Annotated in this window: 16 protein-coding genes and 1 tRNA gene; 8 read left to right on the top strand and 9 right to left on the bottom strand. The window is 72.6% G+C overall.

Annotated elements, in window-relative coordinates:
• Window positions 1-38 precede the first annotated feature (38 nt).
• The gene (locus tag ACN27G_RS07925) at window positions 39-788 is read left to right on the top strand and encodes a hypothetical protein (protein ID WP_421492119.1); all 750 of its coding nucleotides are present in this window, start codon (window positions 39-41) and stop codon (window positions 786-788) included.
• Between the two features lie 211 nt (window positions 789-999).
• Here ACN27G_RS07925 and ACN27G_RS07920 read toward each other — a convergent pair.
• Both ACN27G_RS07920 and ACN27G_RS07915 read right to left on the bottom strand, forming a co-directional pair.
• Window positions 1000-1074, bottom strand: a tRNA-Val gene (locus ACN27G_RS07920).
• Between the two features lie 50 nt (window positions 1075-1124).
• Window positions 1125-1721 carry a TIGR02611 family protein gene (locus ACN27G_RS07915; protein WP_421492118.1) on the bottom strand — a complete coding sequence of 199 codons (597 nt, stop codon included), beginning with the start codon at window positions 1719-1721 and terminating at the stop codon, window positions 1125-1127.
• Between the two features lie 296 nt (window positions 1722-2017).
• On the opposite strand from ACN27G_RS07915, the gene ACN27G_RS07910 reads away from it, so the two are divergent.
• Window positions 2018-2449 (top strand): SsgA family sporulation/cell division regulator, encoded by a 432-nt coding sequence (locus ACN27G_RS07910; protein ID WP_101365276.1) that lies wholly within the window; start codon window positions 2018-2020, stop codon window positions 2447-2449.
• A 129-nt stretch (window positions 2450-2578) separates the two neighbouring features.
• Here the strand turns inward: ACN27G_RS07910 and ACN27G_RS07905 are convergent, their stop codons facing one another.
• Both ACN27G_RS07905 and ACN27G_RS07900 read right to left on the bottom strand, forming a co-directional pair.
• Window positions 2579-3355 (bottom strand): SDR family oxidoreductase, encoded by a 777-nt coding sequence (locus ACN27G_RS07905; protein ID WP_421492117.1) that lies wholly within the window; start codon window positions 3353-3355, stop codon window positions 2579-2581.
• A gap of 209 nt (window positions 3356-3564) precedes the next feature.
• Entirely contained in the window at window positions 3565-5736 is a 2172-nt protein-coding gene (locus ACN27G_RS07900; RefSeq protein ID WP_421492116.1) for a glycoside hydrolase family 44 protein, read from the bottom strand.
• A gap of 213 nt (window positions 5737-5949) precedes the next feature.
• On the opposite strand from ACN27G_RS07900, the gene ACN27G_RS07895 reads away from it, so the two are divergent.
• On the top strand, window positions 5950-7107 hold the full coding sequence (locus ACN27G_RS07895; protein ID WP_421492115.1) for a helix-turn-helix domain-containing protein: 1158 nt from the start codon (window positions 5950-5952) through the stop codon (window positions 7105-7107).
• Window positions 7108-7295: 188 nt separating this feature from the next.
• The gene (locus ACN27G_RS07890; protein WP_421492114.1) at window positions 7296-7475 is read left to right on the top strand and encodes a DUF4236 domain-containing protein; all 180 of its coding nucleotides are present in this window, start codon (window positions 7296-7298) and stop codon (window positions 7473-7475) included.
• An 87-nt stretch (window positions 7476-7562) separates the two neighbouring features.
• Here the strand turns inward: ACN27G_RS07890 and ACN27G_RS07885 are convergent, their stop codons facing one another.
• Together ACN27G_RS07885 and ACN27G_RS07880 are read right to left on the bottom strand one after the other, a co-directional pair.
• The gene (locus tag ACN27G_RS07885; RefSeq protein ID WP_421492113.1) at window positions 7563-8594 is read right to left on the bottom strand and encodes a hypothetical protein; all 1032 of its coding nucleotides are present in this window, start codon (window positions 8592-8594) and stop codon (window positions 7563-7565) included.
• Between the two features lie 106 nt (window positions 8595-8700).
• Window positions 8701-9222, bottom strand: a complete 522-nt coding sequence (locus ACN27G_RS07880; protein WP_421492112.1) for a VOC family protein — start codon at window positions 9220-9222, stop codon at window positions 8701-8703.
• Between the two features lie 99 nt (window positions 9223-9321).
• Here ACN27G_RS07880 and ACN27G_RS07875 point away from each other — a divergent pair, with 99 nt between their 5' ends.
• Window positions 9322-11319: a tetratricopeptide repeat protein gene (locus ACN27G_RS07875; RefSeq protein ID WP_421492111.1), complete on the top strand. Its 1998-nt coding sequence runs from the start codon at window positions 9322-9324 to the stop codon at window positions 11317-11319.
• On the opposite strand, the gene ACN27G_RS07870 is transcribed toward ACN27G_RS07875, so the two are convergent.
• Both ACN27G_RS07870 and ACN27G_RS07865 read right to left on the bottom strand, forming a co-directional pair.
• Window positions 11244-12965 (bottom strand): sensor histidine kinase, encoded by a 1722-nt coding sequence (locus ACN27G_RS07870; RefSeq protein WP_421492110.1) that lies wholly within the window; start codon window positions 12963-12965, stop codon window positions 11244-11246. The two genes, ACN27G_RS07875 and ACN27G_RS07870, sit on opposite strands and share 76 nt — an antisense overlap.
• On the bottom strand, window positions 12962-13618 hold the full coding sequence (locus tag ACN27G_RS07865) for a response regulator transcription factor (protein WP_421492109.1): 657 nt from the start codon (window positions 13616-13618) through the stop codon (window positions 12962-12964). The genes ACN27G_RS07870 and ACN27G_RS07865 overlap by 4 nt, the downstream gene beginning before the upstream one ends.
• Window positions 13619-13734: 116 nt before the next feature.
• Between ACN27G_RS07865 and ACN27G_RS07860 the strand changes: the two genes are divergently transcribed.
• Window positions 13735-14826 (top strand): LolA family protein, encoded by a 1092-nt coding sequence (locus tag ACN27G_RS07860; RefSeq protein WP_421492108.1) that lies wholly within the window; start codon window positions 13735-13737, stop codon window positions 14824-14826.
• A 454-nt stretch (window positions 14827-15280) separates the two neighbouring features.
• The gene (locus tag ACN27G_RS07855) at window positions 15281-17497 is read left to right on the top strand and encodes a HelD family protein (RefSeq protein WP_421490720.1); all 2217 of its coding nucleotides are present in this window, start codon (window positions 15281-15283) and stop codon (window positions 17495-17497) included.
• Window positions 17498-17518: 21 nt separating this feature from the next.
• Here the strand turns inward: ACN27G_RS07855 and ACN27G_RS07850 are convergent, their stop codons facing one another.
• Window positions 17519-17920, bottom strand: coding sequence for a hypothetical protein (locus ACN27G_RS07850; RefSeq protein WP_421490721.1), 402 nt, complete (start codon window positions 17918-17920; stop codon window positions 17519-17521).
• 408 nt (window positions 17921-18328) lie between these two features.
• Between ACN27G_RS07850 and ACN27G_RS07845 the strand changes: the two genes are divergently transcribed.
• Window positions 18329-18718 (top strand): hypothetical protein, encoded by a 390-nt coding sequence (locus ACN27G_RS07845; protein WP_421490708.1) that lies wholly within the window; start codon window positions 18329-18331, stop codon window positions 18716-18718.
• The last annotated feature ends 49 nt before the right edge of the window (window positions 18719-18767 follow it).

Here is an 18767-nt window from a genome sequence, read left to right as displayed (position 1 = left end):
GTGGGCTTCTAGTCGATGGTCTCTATCCTGAAGCGGCGGTGGCCGCGGCGGCCTTTCGCGGCAACGATCTGGCCACCATGCTCGTCGGCATGCCGGCGTTCACCCTTGCCGTCATCGGCTCCATACGCGGCTCGTTGCGAGCGCATCTGGCCTGGATAGGGATGCTCGCCTACTCGATCTACAACCTCGCCTACTACGTTTTCGGCGCGCAGTTCAACGACCTGTTCCTGCTCCACGTGGCCGCATTCGTGTCGTCAGTGTTCGCCTTCGGGCTGGCACTGGCAGCCCTCGACGTCACCTCGGTTGACGAGCGGTCCGCACCCCGCACGCCGGTCCGGTGGATCAGCGTCCTGCTGGCGCTCCCGGCAGCGGCGATCGTGGTGCTGTACAGCGTGGCGGCGGTGCGATTCGCCATCACCGGACAACAACCGTCCGACGTGCTGCCCATGCCATCGCAACGGGTACACCTCGCCTACGCGCTCGACCTCACCCTGCTCGTTCCCGCGGTTGCCCTGGCAGCGGTTCAACTCTGGCGCCGGACCGCCTGGGGCTACGCCCTCGGCACCGCGGCATGCCTTGCCGTCGGCGTCTACCAGCTCAACTACATCATTCAGAAGATCTTCGTCGCGGAAGCGGGCGTGGCGGGCGTGGCATCGTTCGATCCGCGCGATCTGCCCGTACCGGCGGTGCTGCTCTCATCGGCCACAGTGTTGCTGCTGGGTCTCCGCAAGACACCAACGAAGTCGGTCCCGGCCCCGACCGCCGCAACAAGAACGCCCGGCACCTGAACTTCGCGCCACGTCCGGTGGCACCAACGCCCGGACCGGCAACGCATTGAGCTCGTCGTCATCTCTGCGCACGAGCCGGGCGGCCCCGGTTACCGGGTGGCCGCCATCGTGACCGCCTTAGCAGGGGGTAATCCCAGCTCACCATATGTCTGACCGACATGGTTCGCGCACTGCCAACAATCGATTCACGTTTGCCCAGGTCAGGGCCTATTGGTGGGCGATACTGGGATCGAACCAGTGACCTCTTCGGTGTGAACGAAGCGCTCTCCCGCTGAGCTAATCGCCCTCAGCGCGGACGACTGTACCCGATCGCGCCGACTCCGCGCATCTTCGGGGTCAGTGCGTCGCGAGGTAGGTCATGAAGCGGGCGATGAGGTCGATGCCGAGGCTGGCCCGGACCGACAGCCAGAGCACCAGCGCGATGAAGACCAGTCCCACCGAACCGAGAACGAATCTCACCAGGAGAGACTGCTCGCGTACCCAGCGTGCCCAGCTCTGCACGTGCCGACGGGTGAAGCCGAGTAGCCGTTTGGCCCAGTGGAACTCCACCGCCCAGATACCCAATCCACCGATGACGATCAGCCAGCCGGGCCCGGGCAGTGGGATCAACGCGAGACCGAGTGTGACGACGATCGCACCGGCGAGCGCCACGAAGACCTTCAACGCGATCCGGCCGGTGGGGTTTGCCCGGATGATCTCCAGGGTCCGCCGGATCCGCTGCCGCCGGGTCTGCATGACGAAGGGGTCCAGCGGATCCTCGCCACCCACGCCCGGCGGCGATTCCGTCGCAGGTCCGAGCCGGTCCCCCCGCATGACGCGCTCGTCGTCCGGCACGTCGTACCTCCGCTCCTCCGCCGTCCCCGTCGCACCGGGGCGGACCCCGACGCCGGCCCCGTTCACCCTCGACGCGCTCGGCGGAGCTGGTTTCTCCATTGAGGATGGATTCGTAGCCATTTCAACTCCCAGTGTGGCCCGGCCCGTCACTCAACAGGACGACTGGACGTTACCGGAGTGAGTCGACGACTGAACCACCTGGCGTCGGGTGGGCTCGAGTACCTGGGCAGAACTGGACATCCTACATAAAGATTCGATTTCGATCGGGAGTTAGGAAGCCTCTTCCCACTACTGGGTGATATCAGCGTATGGCGGAGCGTAATCATGAAGTAGCAGCTGAGGATGGGAACGGCGGGACACATACGTCCCGCAGCGGTGCCGGGGGGAGAACGTCCATGAGTGTCATCCGACCTACCACGGTCGAGGTCGAGACGTCGTTAAGGCTCGTTGCACCTGACGCCACGGCTCTGCCCGTGCGTGCAAGCCTGCGCTACGACCCAGCCGACCCGTATGCGGTCCATGTCCTGTTCCATGCGGAATCCGCCGGAGGCGAGGCGGTGAGCTGGTCCTTCGCGCGGGAGCTGCTCGTCACCGGTCTCGACGAGCCGGCCGGGATCGGCGACGTCCGGGTCTGGCCCTGGGCCACACCCCGGGGGGACTTCGTCGCGCTCGCGCTCTCGTCACCGGATGGTAACGCACTGTTCGAGGTGCCACGTAGCGTCCTGGTCAGGTTCCTGCGCCGGACGTACGTGGTGGTGCCGCGGGGGCGGGAGGGGGACCACCTCGACGTCGACACCGCGGTCAACCGACTGCTGGCCGGCCGCTGACCTTCCCGCGACGCGTCACGGCGCATCGCGGGAGGCACCGACCGGACGAGAACCACCGCGCCGCGCGGACCCTGCCGAGGTCCGCGCGGCGTCTGCACACCTGTGGGTACCCGCACACCCTGCACGGACTCAACCGTGCGTGGTGATCCCGCCGTCGACCGGGATGACCGCTCCGGTGAGATACGCCCCGGCCCGGGAGGCGAGATAGATCGCCGCTCCGGCCATGTCGTCGGGCCGGCCGATCCGGCCGAGCGGCACCTGGTGCTCGATCGTCGCCCTGGTCGCCGGGTCGTCCAGGGCGAACGCCATCATCTTGCTCTCGAACGGGCCGGGCGCGATCGCGTTCACCGTGATGTGCTCGGGGGCGAGCTGGTGGGCGAGGCTCCGGGTCAGCATGTGCACCGCCGCCTTGGTCGCCGAGTAGGCGTAGACCTCCATCCAGGGCACCCGGATGCCGTCGATCGAGCCGATGTTGATCACGCGGGCCGGGTCGTCAGCGCTCGCCGAATCGCGCAACGCGGGCAGCAGTGCCGTGGTCAGCTGGAAGACCGCCTTGACGTTGACCGCCCAGAGCTTGTCGAAGGCGCTCTCCGGATAGGCCTCCAGCGGCGCACCCCAGGTCGCTCCGGCGTTGTTGACCAGTACGTCCAGCGCCGGCACCCGGGCCAGGACCTGCTCGGCGAGCCGCGCCGCACCGGTCGCGGTGGAGATGTCGGCCGGGATCGCCTCGCACCGGCCGGCCGCGGAGAGCCGCTCGGCCGCCTCGGCGCAGACGTCCGCCTTCCGCGACGAGATGATCACCCGGGCGCCGGCCTCGACGAATCCCCTGGCGATCATCAACCCGATCCCCCGGGTACCGCCGGTCACCAGCACCGCCTTGTCCTCGACCGAGAACAGACCTGGCATGCGCACCCTCTCCGGCCGTGTCGTGGGTCCGGCCGGTGCCCTGCACGCCCGCCGTCGGTGCCTCCCGCACCGTCGCCGTCGCCACCGTCGCCGTCGCACGCGCCGACCGACCCCACTCGCGTACTGCCCGGTAACCTAATCCCGAACCATCCGATCGGACAACTCCACCGGCCGTGCCGCGCCGGAAATGGGCGGTCCCGGTCGGGCCGTCACGTTGTGCGGCGGGGCTCGGTACCGGCGATCAGGGAGCCGTCCAGATAAACGGTGATCCGGCCGCTCGCCTCGTAGCCCGGGCCGGCCGGCCGCCAACTGTGGTCGTCGGCTTCGAGAAATCGGGACCGATCCGCCTTGGTGAGCCGCAAATCGATCGGGCCGGTCTTCCCGGCCGCCGGCACCGTCCCGGCGTCCCGGGCGAACCCGACCTCCAGATAGCCGTCCGCCCCGCGCCGGGGCACCGGCAACGCCACCACCCGCCGGGTGACGCCGGCACAGCCGATCTCGGCCCGCACGCACGCCGCCCGCACGGCACCGCGACCGCCGTCCCGGGTGAACCAGTACCGGATCGTCACCCGGGACAGGTCGACCGGCGCCCGGCCGGGGTTGTCCAGCACGAGCGCCGGGCGGATCTGCTGGTCGGTCGGCCACCGGTCCAGGTTGCGGTGCAGCACCGCCAGCGGCGGCGGGGTGGTCGGCGCGCCGATCACGAAGAGGGTCACCGAGTCGGCGGGGTAGGTGTGCGAGAGGATCCCGTCCGGCGCACCGGTTGCCGGCGGCGGCACCGAAATCGGCTGGTCGGCCTCGCGCACGATCGCACCGAGGTTGCCGGCCCCGTACCGGTGGACCTGCGCTGTCGATGCCGACCGGCCGCGCAGGGCCAGCGACGTGCTCTGCTCGACGCCGCTCTTGTTCACCACCATCACGGTGAGCGCGCCGTCCGCGCGGCGCTCGGCCGCGTACACCGAGAGCTTCTCCTGGTCGGCGGAGGTTGCCCGGACCCCGACGTCGCCGAACCGGCCGCCGGCGCCGTCGTAGTTGCGGTACATCCGGAAGGCGTACGCGCCCGGCTCGGTCGCGGCCGGTGGCGCCCAGAGGGTGGCCAGGTCAAGCCCCTCCCGACCGAAGATCCCGAGGATGTCCGCCTGGGCCAGCGCGCCGTTGACGTGGTTCAGCGCCCCCCAGTTGTACTCGGTGACCGCCGTCCTCGTTCCCGGATAGTTCGCGGCCACCAGCTCCCTCATCCTCGGCACCAGCCGCACCTGCGTGTTGATCCAGCTCTCGTCCGTGTAGGTGGGGTCCCAGAGCGCCCGTGTGGAGCGCAGCCGCAGCGCGTTGGTGGTCGGGGCGTCGCCGCTGCCGAACGCGACCCCCGAAGCCTGCGGATAGAAGTGCATGTCGAAATAGTCGAGCACCCGCTGCCCGTGCTCCGCCTCGTAGTCGCGCATCTGCTGGAGGTACCAGGTGGTGAAGGGCAGGCCGTTCCGGGCCGGCCGGTCCGGCGGGTCGGCCCAGCACCCGGTACGCCCGCAGACCTCCTGGTCCAGTCCGGAGTAGTCCCACGAGGTCCAGCCCCAGCCGACCGGGCCGAGCGTCGCCGCCGTGGGGTCGACCTCCTTGATCGCCGCGCCGATCGCGTACGCCTGGTCGCGCAGTTCCGCCGCACCCGCCCCGGCCGGGTGCACGTCCCGGTGGGTGGCGTGCCAGATGTCCGGCTCGTTGTCCAGGTTGTAGAACCGCACCCCGCCCTCGGCCGCCGTGCCGTACTTTTCGGTGAGGTGACCCAGCCACTCCCGGACGTACTCGGGGCCGACCTCGACGCTTGTGTCGTGCGGGTCGTTGCCGGTCACGAGGGTGCCGTCGGGCCGGATCCCGTTGCCGCAGTCGGGTCGCCACTCGTCGGTACGCTCCTGCGGGCCGTACCTGGCGACCGAGAACCCGCAGGAGCCGTCCCGCGCCTTCGGCGCCCACCCGATCAGCGGCACCGTGAGCACGGTGTCGGTGCCGGTACGCCGGTCCTGCTCGACGAAGCGGTCGGTGGACGATCCGTCCGGCAGCGCCTCGGGATTGTCGTTGGCCTCCGCGATGTTCTCGAAGAACCAGTCCGAGGCGCGGTTGGTGGTGTCGTAGCGGTAGTGGTATCGGGTGGTCGCGTTGCCACCCCAGCGGCGTACCGGCAGGGCCAGTTCCTCCGCCAGGGCCTCGTCGGTGACGTTCATCCCGTAGATGTGCGGGCTGATCGGATGCCGGTCGGCGGTCAGGTCCACCTCGAGGGCCGGCCCCGGCGCGGCGAGTGCCGGGGCGGGAGCGGCGAGGACCACTCCCCCGGCGGCGACCACGAGCAGTACGTTGGCGGCGACGGACGGCAGGCTTCTTCTGCGACGCATGCGAGATCTCCGGACCTTCATTGGCTTGTCCTGCCCTCAGGGCGGACGCGGCGGGATCGTTCCGCGTGGACCCGTCGCTCGTGCCGCGCGTGGTGGTCGTGGCCCGGACCGGGGTCAGGTTACCGACCGGCCGGCCACATGGTCAACGACATTGGTCAATCTCTGCTGCCCAGGGGGTGCACAGCCGGCCGCCGGCGGCTAACGTCGCAGGTGATGGTCCGATTCGGTCAGCTCCCCCACGACCCGGGTGAGGTGCGGTCCCGGCCCGACTGGGCCGGCATCCGCACCTCCACCCTGCGCGACCACGTGCTCGATCCGGTTCACCGCGGGCCGTCGCTGGTCGATCGACATCTACTCATCCTGGTCACCGTCGGACATGGTGCGCAGGAGGTCGACTTCAGCACATATCCGTGCCGGCCGGGGTCGCTGCTCTGGGTCCAGCCCGGTCAGGTCGTCCGGCACGGCGGGCAGGGCGGGCTCGACGCCATCATGGTCTCCTGGAGCCCGGAGACCATGGACGAGCTCGGGCTCACGCCGCCCACGCCCCCGTACACGGCCGGATACTGGCAGCTCGCCGGCGAGGACGAGGACGCGGTGATAAGCGAGGTCAGCCAGCTCGTGGTGGACTGCCAGCGCCACCACAGCGGCACCCTCGCCGCCGACCTGCTCCGGCACCAGCTCGCCGTCCTGCTGCTCCGGCTCGCCCTGCTGCCCCGCGATCCGCCCGGCCCCGGCCCGGCCCCACAGCCAGCCCACCCAGGCTCCCGGCCAGCCCACCCGGCCCCACAGCCAGCCCACCCAGGCTCCCGGCCAGATCACCCGCCCGCACAGGCAGGTCATTCGGGCCCGCAACCGGAGCACCCGGGCCCGCACCGGGGCGACGGGAGCGGGAGCGGGGCCGCGCCGACGGGCCCGGCACCGTCCCGACCCGCCCCATCCGGCGGGACGCTGCCGGCCCCCTCTCCTGACGGCGTCGACCCGACCGGCACCTTCTGGCGGCTGCGGCACGAGGTCGAGCGCTCGTACGGACAGACCCGGCGGGTCGAGGACTACGCCGATCGGCTGGCGTGCTCGGTACGTACCCTGACCCGAGCCTGTCTCGCCGCGACCGGGCGCAGCGCCAAACAGGTCATCGACGACCGGGTGGCCCTGGAAGCCCGGCGGCTGCTCGCCGCGACCGACCTCTCGGTGGCCGACGTCGGCCGGCGGCTCGGCTTTCCGGAGCCGACGAACTTCGGCCGGTTCTTCCACCGGGAGGTCGGGCACAGCCCGGGCGCCTTCCGGGCCGGCCTGACCGACCAGCCCCGGCCGTCCGGGGCCGACCGGGCCGACCGGGCCGCCCCGGCGCCGACCACCCCACCGGGCACCTGACGGCCACACAGAACTCCGCCCCTCCGGCATCCGGACCGCCGGCATCCGCTCGGCAGGGCACGCACTTACCACGCCGGACTGTCCGGTGCGGAGGGTCGGCGTCTGCGGAAGGCGTTTGCCGAACGTGCGTACGGGGAATCTCGTCGCCACCCCCGGAAGCAAGCACTTGTCTCGAAGGGAGCGGGGCCGTGGGTCTGATTTTCCGTAAGCGTAAGAAGTTCGGCCCGTTGATCCTCAACTTCACCGAGAACGGATTCTCCTCCTGGAGCATCAAGATCGGTCGCTGGTCGTGGAACTCGCGGGCCCGTGCCCACCGGGTCGACCTGCCCGGCCCGCTGTCCTGGAAGCAGGACAAGTCCCGTCGGTGAGGCAACGGTGGCGCGGGACGGGGATGCCGGCGGACCGGTCGGTGTCCCTGTTACGCGCCCTCGGGACGACGTCCCTGTGACGCCTCGTCAGGACGGCGTGGCGGTGATGGTGACGTCGCCGCCGAGCCGACCCGCCTCCGGATCCCGGCTCACCAGTCCGGCGGCGAGCAGCGCGGTGAGCACCCGGTTGGTGTCCGCAGGGCGATAGACCGTCCGTTCGGCGGTGAACTGCCGTAGCTCGGTGACGGAGGCGGCGCCGACGGTCGCCAGCCGGGCCAGGATCTCCCGCCGCAGCGGCCCCGGGTGCGGACTCAGTGAGATGTCCAGCAGGTGTCCCTCCGGGTCGCCGGGGTCCCGATAGCGCACCCCGGCGTATTCGTCCACCGCCCAGAGCGCGTTCTTGAAGGCGTCCAGCCGCTTCCCGGCGGCGGTGGCAAAGACCAGCACCTCGGACCGGGTCAGCACCTCGGACCGGGCTGGAGCGTCAGTGACCAGTTCCACCTCGGTGACCAGCGGCAGTCCGGCCTCGGTCAGCCGGCGCCGGAGGTCCGCTCCGGACCAGGCCGGCGGGTCGAGCGCCAGCAGCAGCTCGCCGGGGCGGCCAGCGGCCACCGCCGCCAGGACGGCACGACCCGGCACCCCGCCGTCCGAGCCGCCCTCCGGTCCTGTGTTGCCCGAGCCCTCTGGCGCCGCACCGTTTCCGCCGTCCGGCACCGCACCGCCGTCCGGCACCACACCGCCCGCGCCGTCCAGATAGGTGAAGATCGGGGCGCCGGCCGCACCGGCCGCCTTGAGCGCCACCGGCAACCGATCGACACCGCCCGGCATCAGGTGTGCGGTCAGCCCGGCGGGTAGCTCCGACTCGACGGTCGCGTGCCGGGCCGCAAGACTCCCGTCGTCGAGCCGACCGATGCTCAGCGCGGTCATCCGGCGCCCGCGCAGCAGGTCGGCGAAGTCCGCGAAGACCCGCAGCGCGGCCTCCACCGCACCGCCGTCGTCCCCGGCGTACGCCTGGACGAAGGTCGCCCGGCGGGAACGGTGCAGCGCGGCCGGCGCCCAGGAGTCGAGCTGGCGTACCAGCAGTTCCCGCTTGACGACGCCGATCGGATCCCCGGACATGCAACGGTTGTATCCTGCCCGGCCCACCCCTGTCACCTCGACGATCACACCAATACGACGGCCCGGCCAACCACTCCGGCCGGTCGGACGGCGTCGACTGGACGGCTCAGGACGGGACGGAGACGCCGACCCCGCCACGGGTCTGCCCGCCGTACCGCCGCTTCTCGCGGTCGAGATCCAACCGGGAGATCCGCCGGCGCGCCGCCAGGGTCTGCTCGTCGAGGCGGTCCGCCGGGACCAGCCAGACCACCTCGAACTCCAGTCCGTCCGGGTCCCGGCCGTAGAGGCTCTTCGTGCTGCCGTGATCGGAGCTGCCCGCCAGCGCGCCCGCCTCGGCGAGCCGGTCGGCGACGGCCGCCAGCTCGTCGAGGGTGTCCACCTCCCAGGCGAGGTGGTAGAGGCCGACAGTGGTCCGCCCGGCGCCGGAGGGCCCGGCGGCGGCACCGACCTCGAAGAGCCCGAGGTCGTGGTCGTTGGTGGAGCCGGGAGCCTGGAGGAAGGCGGCGCCGTCGAACCCCTCCGGCGTCATCTCGACCCGGCGGAAGCCGAGGACGTCGCGGTAGAACGCGACGCTGCGGGCGAGATCGCGGACGAAGAGTACGGCGTGGTTGAGCCGGTGGATCGCCATCTCTCCACGGTAACCGCGGCCCCGGACGCCCGACATCATGACCAAACTGCCGCCACCTGCCCTCTTGTACTTAACGTCGCCGGGCGAGCACGATGGGGCGTGGCTTCCGGCTTCGGTGAACTCATCCGGCAGGCGAACGCGCTCGTGGCAGCCGGTGACCTGACCGGGGCCCGGAATCTGCTGGGTCCGCCACTGGACGGTGCCGACCCGAGCCCCGGGCACGCCTCCGAGGAACTGACCGAGGCGGCCGGCCTCCAGGCCCGGGTGCTCGTCTCGCTCGGCGATCCGCATGCGGCCCGGGGCTGGGCGGCGTTCGCCTACTCGGCGAGCACCCGGCTGTTCGGCCCGGCCGACGCGCGTACGGTGGCCAGCGCCGCCACCCTCGCCGCCGTACTGCACCGGGTCGGCAGTCATGCCCGGGCCGCCCGGCTCTACCGAGACGTGATCATCGAACTCACCGCGACGGACGGCCCGGAATCGCTGCGGGTGCTCGCCGCACACGCCGACCTGGCCACCGTCGAGTACGCGCAGGGCGAATGCACGCTGGCCCGCAACCGCCTCGAGGACGCCTGGGAGTTGCACCGGGAGGTCTACGGCGACGGGCATCCCGGCGGGATCCGGATGCTCGCCCGGCTCGGTGCGATGGAGCGCGACTGTGGACTCTTCACCCGGGCGCACGAGCACCTGGCCCTGGCCGAGGAGCTGTGCCGGGAGCACCTGTCGGCCCACCATCCACTGGCGGCCCAGGTCGGTACGCTCGCCCGGGCCACGGCCGATCCCGACCACGTCTGCACCGACGCCGGACCGGAGCCGCCGTACGACGAGCCGCCATCCCACGAGCACGAGCCGCCGCCCCACCAGCACGAGCCGCCGCCCCGTTGGCCCGAGCCACCACCGCAGCTCCACGAGCCGCAGCTCCACGAGCCGCAGCTCCACGAGCCGGAGTTCCACGAGCCGGAGTTCCACGAGCCGCAGCTTCACGAGCGGTATGCCGACGGTTCGCTGGGCGGCTCCCCGTATGGTGCGGAACATCCGCCGGACATCGAGCTGCCACCGCGCGACGAGCCGCCACCGCTGCGCCGCCCACCGCCACCGCCCCGGTCGACCGTGGGTGGTACGGACGCTCCGCAGGTGCCGCCGCCCCGGCTGCCTCCCGCGCCACTGGTCGAGCCGCCGCCCCGCTGGGCCACCCCGGCCCCGGCCGGCCCGGCGGTCCCGCCACCCCGGACGGCGACGGATCGGTGGCGGCTGGAATCCGCCTCCGGTCCGCCCGGCGCCCGAACCGACGACGGTCCTGGCACCGGCCCGGACAACGACCCGGAGCACGGCTGGTGGCCGCCGGACGTGGCCCGGCGCAGCCCGGACGGCGAGGAGGCCGCCGGAGCCGGAGCGCGGAGCGCCGCCCTGGCCGCGGAGCGGTGGCGACCGGAGACCCGGACCGGATCCGCCCCACTCGCCGAGCGGGTGCACCAGGAACCTCCGGGTGCCCGGAGTGGGAGCGGGACCGACACCGGGAGCGGGACCGTCGCCCTCGCCGCAGGTGCCGGCGGATCGGCGCAGGCCCGGAACCTGCCCGAGCCCCGGTCGTCCCGGTTGCCGGTACGGATCCACCGTCCCCGGCCGGCCGCCCGCTGGAACCCGCTGTTCGTCGTCGCCGGGCTGGTGGTGTTGGTCCTGCTCGGCACGGCCGTGGTGGCGCTGGGCTTCGGGCTGAGCGGTGACGACGACGAGCCTGCGCCGCCGGCACCCGGGCCGCCGACCAGTGCCCCGGCCGCCGCTCCGGCCACCCCGCCGCCCGCCTCCCCCGGCACCCCACCCGGCTCGGTGACCCTGGACGACAACCGCAGCAGTGTGACGCTGGGCTGGCGCTATCCGACCGGCGCGCCCGGCCCGGTGGTGCTGGCGGGCGGGCGGGCCGGCCAGCAGCTTCGGCCGTTCCAGGAGCTGCCGGCGGGCTCCACCGGATACGTCGTCTACGGGCTGGACGAGCGGGGCGACTTCTGTTTCTCCGTCGCGGTCGTCTACTCGCCGGAGGTGGTCGGCGAGGCCGAGCCGGTCTGTACCGACCGGCCCGGCGGGTCGCCTGCCGCCCGCTGAACGGGCGGATGCCCGGCGGCCGGCAGGCGCACCTCGACCCTCAGCCCCGGGCCGGCGTCGCCGAGGGTCACCGTGCCGCCCTGGCGGCGTACCAGTTCCCGGACGATGGCCAGGCCGAGGCCGGCGCCGCCCGCGTCCCGGGTCCGCGCGTCGTCGAGCCGGGTGAACCGGTCGAAGACCCGGTCCCGCTCCGCGGCCGGGATGCCCGGCCCGTCGTCGGTCACGGTCACCAGGTGGTACGCCCCAGCGGTGTGCCGCGCCCCGCCGGTCGACACGCCGGTCGACACGTCGGTCGACACGTCGGTCGACCCGCCCGGTGCTGCCGCCGGCACCACGTCGCTGCCGGCGTGCGCGGCCGGCAGCACCGTGTCGCCGGTGTGGGCGGACGCCAGCACCACTTCGCCGTTGGCGTGCCGGAGCGCGTTGTCGAGCAGGTTGCCCAGGATCCGGGCCAGCGCGTCCGGCTCGGCCCGGACCCAGCGCGGCTCTCCGGGTGGCACCAGCCGCAGCAGCGGCGACGGAAACCGCTCGGCGACCTCGACCAGCAACTCTCCCAGCTCGACCGGTTCGGCTGCCCGGGGCGGCCGGGCGCCCGCCTCGTCCAGGCGGGCGAGCAGCAGCAGGTCGTCGACGAGCCGGCCGAGCCGAAAGGTGTCGGCCAGCAGGTCCTCGGCGACTGCCGGCCAGTCGGTCGCCGGACCGAGCCGCTGCGCCACCTCGAGCTGGGTCCGCAGGTTGGCCAGCGGGCTGCGCAACTCGTGCGCGGCGTCGGCGACGAACGCGCGCTGCCGGACCCGGGCCGACTCCAGCCGGGCCAGCATTCCGTTGAGGGTCACCGCCAACCGGTGGATCTCGTCGTGCGAGGCGGGCAGCGGCAACCTCCCCGGTCGGGCTCCGCCGGTGATCTCCTCGGCACCGGCCCGGAGCGTCTCCACCGGGCGCAGGGCGGCGCCGATCACCCGCCAGGCGACCGCGGCCAGCGCGACCAGCAGCAGCGGAAAGCTGATCAGCAGGATGGTACGGACCACGGTCACGCTGTGCCGCACGTCGGCGGTGGACTTGGCCACCAGCACCGTCTGCGGGTCGACGGCCGGGCCGGCGGGCACCGCGACGACCCGGATCGGGCCGTCCAGGCCGAGGCGCCGTCCGGGCAGGTAGAAGCGGTCCCGCTCCCCCGCCCGGAACTGCCGCAGCTCGTCGGGGTAGAGCATCGGGACCAGCCGGTCGGCGTCGATCGAGGCGGCGCGGATCCGGCCCTGCCGGTCGAGCACCTGGACCCGTACCTGGCCGCCGGCCACCGGCAGCGGATCCGGCAGCGCGTTCTGGCCGGCCAGCCGGGCCACCGCCTCGGCGGTCTTCAGCGCCTCGGTGTCCACGGTGCGCTGCAACGCGTAGCCGAGCGCGACGATCAGCACCAGCCCGCCGACGGCGAGCCCGACCGCGAGACCCGCCGCGCTGATGATGGTGAGCCGGGCGCGCAGGCTCAGCGTCAGCCACGGTCGCCGCCAGCCGAGTCGCCAGAACCGGCCGCGCCGCCAGAACCGGTCGAACGGCCAGAACCGGTCGAACGGCCAGAACCGGTCGAACGGCCAGCCGCGCCGCCCGGACCGGCTGAGCCGCCGGGGTCGCCGCGCCGGGCGGTTCATGTCACCAGCCGGTAGCCGGCTCCCCGGACCGTCTCCAGCCGATCCCGACCGATCTTGCGGCGCAGGTAGCCGACATAGACCTCGACGGCGTTCGGCGCGGTCTGCAGGGAGGCGTCCCAGACGTGGTCCAGCAGCTCCGTCTTGGAGACCACCTCGCCGACCCGGCGCAGCAGGTACTCCAGCAGGGCGTACTCCCGCGCGGTCAACTCGATCTCCGCACCGTCCCTGGTCACCCGGCGGCGGGCCGGATCGAGGCTCAGGTCGCCGGCGACCAGCACCACCGGCCGGCGCGGCGCCCCGCGACGGAGCAGGGCGCGCAGCCGGGCCAGCAGCACCACGTACGAAAAGGGTTTGGTCAGGTAGTCGTCGGCACCGCAGTCCAGTCCGTCGGCCTGGTCGTACTCGCCGTCCTTGGCGGAGAGCATCAGGACGGGCAGCCAGTGCCGTTCGGCCCGCAGCTGGCGTACCACGCGGTAGCCGGAGAGTCCGGGCAGCATCACGTCCAGGATCATCGCGTCGTATCCGCCGTGTCGGGCCAGGTCGAGCCCTTCCGGGCCGGTGCCGGCCACGTCGACGACGAACCCCTCGGCCCGCAGGCCGCGCTGCAGGGCCGTGGCCAGCCGTGCCTCGTCCTCCACCACCAGCAACCGCACCGGACAAGCGTGCCATCCCCCACCGCCCGCAACCACACCCGGCTGAGTGAGCCCACAGCACTTCTCAGGGGTTTCACAGTGGGTGGGGCGCAGGATGGATGCCAGGAGGTACGAACATGTCTATCTTCCAGACCCGGCCCGCGTTGCGGTGGCTGGTCCCGAGTGGGGCCGCCCTGGCGATTCTGGGCGGGGGTGCGGCGATCGGCACCTTTGCCTCGGCCGCCGCGCCGAACCTGCCCGAGCGCAGCGCCGCCCAGCTCCTCGTCGACCTGCAGACCGCCCACCTGGACGGCCTCTCCGGCACCGTGATCAAGCGGGCCGATCTCGGGCTGCCGAGCCTGCCGGGGCTCGGCGGCCAGGGCAACGCCGAACTCGCCTCGCTGGTCTCGGGCACGCACACGCTGCGGGTCTGGCACGCCGGCCCGGACCAGACCCGGGTCGCGCTGCTCGGCACCCTCGGTGAGACCGACGTCATCCGCAACGGCAGAGATGTCTGGGTCTGGGACAGCCAGGCGGAGCAGGCCGAGCACCGCACGCTGGACGGCTCGTCCCGTCCGACCGGTCAGCTCCCGACGACGCCGCAGGAGGCCGCCGAGCAGGCCCTGGCGGCGGTCGCGCCGAGTACCCGGGTCAGCGTCGGCCGCTCCGCCACGGTCGCCGGCCGGGACGCGTACGAGCTGGTGCTCGAACCCCGCGAATCGGCCTCGCTGGTGGGCCAGATCACCATCGCGATCGACGCCGCCGAGCACGTGCCGCTGCGCTTCCAGGTGGTGCCCCGGAGCACCAGCAAGCCGGCCTTCGAGGTGGCGTTCACCCAGGTCGACTTCGCACGTCCCGACCCGGCCCAGTTCGTTTTCAATCCGCCGCCCGGCACGGTGGTGACCGAGGCCGAGGACTCCCACCCGGCGGGCCGGCCGGCGCTGCCGGCGGAACTGGAACGGCCGACGGTGGTCGGCAGCGGATGGCTGAGCGTACTGGTGGCGAAGGTCCCGCAGCTCGCCGCCACCCCCGGGCCGGAGACCGGTGACACCGGCGCCGATCTGGCACGCGGCCTGCTGGGCGGCCTGCCCGAGGTGAGCGGCGAGTGGGGTGCGGGCCGGATCCTCAGCGGCAGTCTCTTCACCGCCCTGCTCACCGACGACGGCCGGGTACTGGTCGGCCCGGTGACACCGGAACGCCTCTACGAGGTCGCGCAGAGCACCAGATGAACGGTGGCGGCCAGATCCGCGGCTGACAGGGCGCAGGACAGGGTCGCAGGGTGAGCGTCGCGTCCGGCCGGCACGCCCGGCCGGACGCGACCGTGTCGCCCCGGACAATTACGCCCGGACTCGTGTCACCCCGGACTCGTGTCACCCCGGACTCGTGTCACCCCGGACTCGTGTCACCCAGCCGACAGCGTCCCGCCCATCTCCCCGCAATCGAGTCTGACCGATCTGAGCGGCGGCGCGCCCGATGGTTGCCGGCGCGGAAACGCGCTATCGTTTCTCAGTTCAGGGAAACAAAAAAGAACGGCGAAATGCCGTTCTGCGCTGAGAATAGCAATGGGGAGACGGTTTGTCAAAACAATCCGGTGTTTCGCGCGACCGGAGTCTCGGCGGCGAGCGCCGCCAGAGTCTCGGCGAGTCGGTCGACGCCATCCCCGGCGAACAGCGGTACGTCTCCATGCTCTACGGGCGCCTCGACGACCTGCGCGCCCAGGCCGGCCGGCGGCTCCGCGACGCGCTGCGCAACGTCGGCGGCACCCAGCAGGAACGCTCGCAACGCGACGGCACGGTCCGGATGTATGCCGACCAGGTCGACCGGCTCGGCGCGGTGGAGCAGGGCCTCTGCTTCGGCCGGCTCGACCTCGACGACGGCACCCGGTTCTACGTCGGCCGGATCGGCCTCTTCGACGACAGCGGCGAACACGAGCCGGTGCTGCTGGACTGGCGCACCCCGGCGGCCCGGCCGTTCTATCTCGCCACCGCCGCCGCGCCGGACGGCGTACGCCGACGGCGGCACATCCGGACCCGGGACCGCGAGGTGGTCGGCCTCGACGACGAGGTGCTCGACCTGAGCGACGCCGGGGAGGCCGGCGACCAGGGCGGGCTGACCGGCGAGGCGGCGCTGCTCGCCGCGGTCAACGCCAGCCGTACCGGCCGGATGACGGACATCGTCCAGACCATCCAGGCCGAGCAGGACCAGGTGATCCGGGCCGACCTGGACGGCGTACTGGTGGTGCAGGGCGGGCCGGGCACCGGCAAGACGGCGGTGGCGCTGCACCGGGCCGCGTACCTGCTCTACACGCACCGGCAGATCCTCTCCACCCGTGGTGTGCTGCTCGTCGGTCCGAACGCGACGTTCCTGCGCTACATCTCGCAGGTGCTGCCGACGCTCGCCGAGACCGGCGTGCTGCTGCGTACCGCCGGTGAACTCTTCCCGGGGGTCACCGCGACCCGCTCCGAGCCGGCCGGGCTGGCCGAGCTGAAGGGCCGGCTCGACATGGTCGAGGTGCTGGCCGCCGCCGTACGGGACCGGCAGCGGGTGCCGGACGAGCCGATCGAGATCAACATCGAGCGGGACACCCTGCTGCTGGAGCCCGCCACCGTCGCCGCCGCCCGGGAGCGGGTACGCCGCTCGGGCCGGCCGCACAACCTCGCCCGGCCGCTCTTCGACATCGAGATCGTCCACGCCCTCGCCGACCAGCTCGCCCAGCGGCTCGGCGCCGACCCGCTGGGCGGGGAGAACCTGCTCGACGAGGCCGACCTCGCCGAGTTCCGGCGCGAGCTGCGGACCGAGCCGGAGGTGCGGGCGGTGCTGGACTGGCTCTGGCCGGTGCTCACCCCGCAGCAGGTGGTGGCCGGGCTCTTCGCCTCCGAGCGGCGGCTCGCGGTCGCGGCGACGAATCTCGGTGCGGCCGAACGGGCGGCGCTGCGGCGCGAGCCGCGCGGCGGCTGGAGCCCGGCCGACATACCGCTGCTGGACGAGGCGGCGGAACTGCTCGGTGAGGACGACCGTGCGGCGCAGGCCCGCGCCGAACGGCAGCGCCGGGCCGAGATCGAGTACGCCGAGGGCGTCCTCGAGATCGCCGCCGGTTCCAGGTCGGTCGACTTCGAGGACGAGGAGGACGAGTTCCTGCGCGTCACCGACCTGCTCGTCGCCGACCGGCTGGCCGAGCGGCAGGCCGACGGGGAGCAGTTGACCACGGCCGAGCGGGCGGCGGCGGACCGGAGCTGGGCCTTCGGGCATGTGATCGTGGACGAGGCGCAGGAGCTCTCCCCGATGGCGTGGCGGCTGCTGATGCGCCGCTGCCCCAGCCGGTCGATGACCATCGTCGGGGACGTGGCCCAGACCGGGTCGCTGGCCGGCGCCTCCTCCTGGTCGCCGGTGCTGGAGCCGTACGTCGGCGAGCGGTGGCGGCTGGAGGAGTTGACGGTGAGCTACCGTACGCCGTCGGAGATCCTGGCGGTCGCCGCCAAGGTGCTGGCGGAGATCGACCCGATGCTCACCCCGCCCCGCGCCGTACGCGACACCGGCGTCCAGCCGTGGGACCTGCGGGTCGGCACCGGTGAGCTGGCCGGGCGGCTCGTCGAGGCGATCCGCGGCGGGGCCGCGGCGGTCGGCGCCGGCCGGCTCGGCGTGATCGTGCCGGCCGGGCTCGTCGACGAGCTGGGCCGGGCGGCCACCGAGGCGGAGCCCGAGGTGGCACTCGGCGACGACCCGGCGCTGGAGAGCCCGGTGGTGCTGCTGACCGTCGCCCAGGCGAAGGGGCTGGAGTTCGACTCGGTGCTGGTGGTCGATCCGGACCGGATCGTCGCGGAGTCACCGCGCGGGCGCAACGACCTCTACGTCGCGCTCACCCGCGCCACCCAACGGTTGGGCATCCTCCGCACCGACTGACGAGCGGGGTCGCGGGCGGCGCTACGTGTCGGTGAAGTTGCCTATCTGGCGTGCCTGTCCGGACGCGTCACTTGTCGACCCCGCGGCCGACGGGTTGATCCCGCCGGTGGTCGCGTCCCCGGTGGTGGTCGGTGCGACCTTTCCGCCCGGCCGGCGGGGTTGCCGGCGTGCGTTCGCCGGGCCGGCGCGCCGTCCGGTTCCGGTGGTGGTGCTCACCCCCCGGTTCCGGGTCGGGCCACCGTCCCGCAGCACGTCCGCGTCCCGCGCCCGGTCCGCCGGGTCCTCGATGTCGCGTTCGTGCGCCTCGCGCCCCTCGTCCACCGGCAGGGTGACCTCGTCGACCGCGCCGGGACCGTACTTCCCGGGCCCGATCCGGTCCTCGGTCCGCCGTGCCGACTTCCGCCGTCCGTCCTCGGCGCGCACGTCCATCACCTCGCCCGACTCGTCGTCGTCCGGGGTGTCCCCGGTGCCCGGGTCGGCAAACACCACCGGCCGCACCCCGGATGCCGGCAGGGAATCCGACCGCGCCCCGGCCCCTCCTGCTACGGCGCTGTCAAGCTGCCCCGCCTGCGCGCCCATCCGACGCCGCCCATCCGCTTGCGACCGGTCACCTGTACGTCAGAGGCGTTATCCCGCCGACATAACGCCTCTGACGTACAGGTGACGACGTCTCCGTCGCGCACGACTGCGGGTCGTGGCAGGCGCGGCGAGGGTCGTGGGGGCGGCGTTTGTGGGTCATCGGGTCGGGTAGCCAGCGGGTGCCGCCGGTGCGGCAGCGCGCCGTGACCGGGGGCGGTCGGAAGAGATCTCATCGAATCCGAGGAGGAAAAGATGAGTACGCAGACCCCGTCCAGGCAGCCGATGGGCCAGCAGGTGACGGACATGCAGTCGGCACCGACCCGGGAGATGGGTGCCCAGAACATCTCCAACCAGCAGATACAGCAGACGTTGGCGGAGATGCAGCGCCGGATGGACGAGCCGGTACGGCGGAATCCCGGTAACGAGACCAAGCCCGCCTGGCTGAGCACCGAGTTCTACATCTATCTGGCGGCGGTCGGCTTCACGCTGCTGGCCGCGGACCTGGTCGGTAGGGACGCCGCCGGCGTCGACCCGTTCCGGGCACAGCAGGCCTGGTTCTTCATCACCCTGATGACCATCGCCTACCTGGGTAGCCGTGGTCTGGCGAAGCTGGGCAACGCCTGGCGACACGGAAGACGGTGACGACGCTCGGCCGCGCCCGCCCCGGAGCAGGGCCCGGTCGAGGTCCAGA

Source organism: Plantactinospora sp. WMMB334 (genome assembly GCF_049179095.1).
Classification (GTDB): Bacteria; Actinomycetota; Actinomycetes; order Mycobacteriales; family Micromonosporaceae; genus Plantactinospora.
This window is presented reverse-complemented; position numbering and strand designations above follow the sequence as displayed.